Source organism: Pseudomonas sp. S1(2024) (genome assembly GCF_046557535.1).
The window spans coordinates 1-764 of sequence record NZ_JBKGFP010000109.1 but is presented as its reverse complement, the minus strand read 5'-3'; the positions used below and the strand labels follow the sequence as shown (position 1 = coordinate 764).

General features: G+C 59.8%; 1 protein-coding gene. It reads right to left on the bottom strand.

The features are described from left to right. Positions 1–86: 86 nt before the first annotated feature. Entirely contained in the window at positions 87–566 is a 480-nt protein-coding gene (locus tag ACLCGK_RS28955) for an REP-associated tyrosine transposase (protein WP_410953442.1), read from the bottom strand. Positions 567–764: the final 198 nt, after the last annotated feature.

Below are 764 nucleotides of genomic sequence, written 5' to 3'. Positions count from 1 at the left end.
AGGAGCAGCCTTGTGCTGCGAAGAGGCCGGTACTGACTGAACATGTGTACCACCTGTACCGGCCTCTTCGCAGCACAAGGCTGCTCCTACAAGGAGTTGTGCAGGCTGTCAGTGAGCCATACTGCGTCCCAGTGTGGATAATCGCCAATCTCTGCTACCAGGCCAGCCCGCAGAGGGTTGGCAACGATGTATCGGGCTACCTTGCGCACATCATCTTCCTGGCGCAGCGCTCGGTCATGAAACCCGCGTTGCCAGACTGGGCCCGGGCTCACGCCCGCCTTGCACAATGCCGTACCAGATCGCGATTTGAACTGTCGCATCAGGCTGCTCAATGTGACGGCATGCAGCTCCACCAGCCAATGCAAGTGGTCAGGCATCAGCACCCAGGCAAGTGAGCGGCAAGCGCCAAGGCGTTCCGTCTGCCTCAGCTCACTGATGACCAGGCGAGCTGTACGAAGATCCTGAAACAGTGGCTTGCGTGCATGGGTGACAGTGGTCAGCAGGTACAGCCTGCCAGGCTCTGAAAAACGCCCCCGACGTAGCCGGTTGGCCTCAGCACGATCCATGTAATCTTCCTCGCATCCGTTCCGTGTGGGATACCTACAATAGAGATCCCAGACGCTACCGACGTTGGCAGATCGTTACCCGTTTTTTCAGTCATACACATTTGTAGGAGCAGCCTTGGGGGGGGGGGGGGGGGGGGGGGGGGGGGGAAAGGGGGGGGGGGGGAGGGGAGCCGTCTTCCCCCAATGAAACTCTCTACT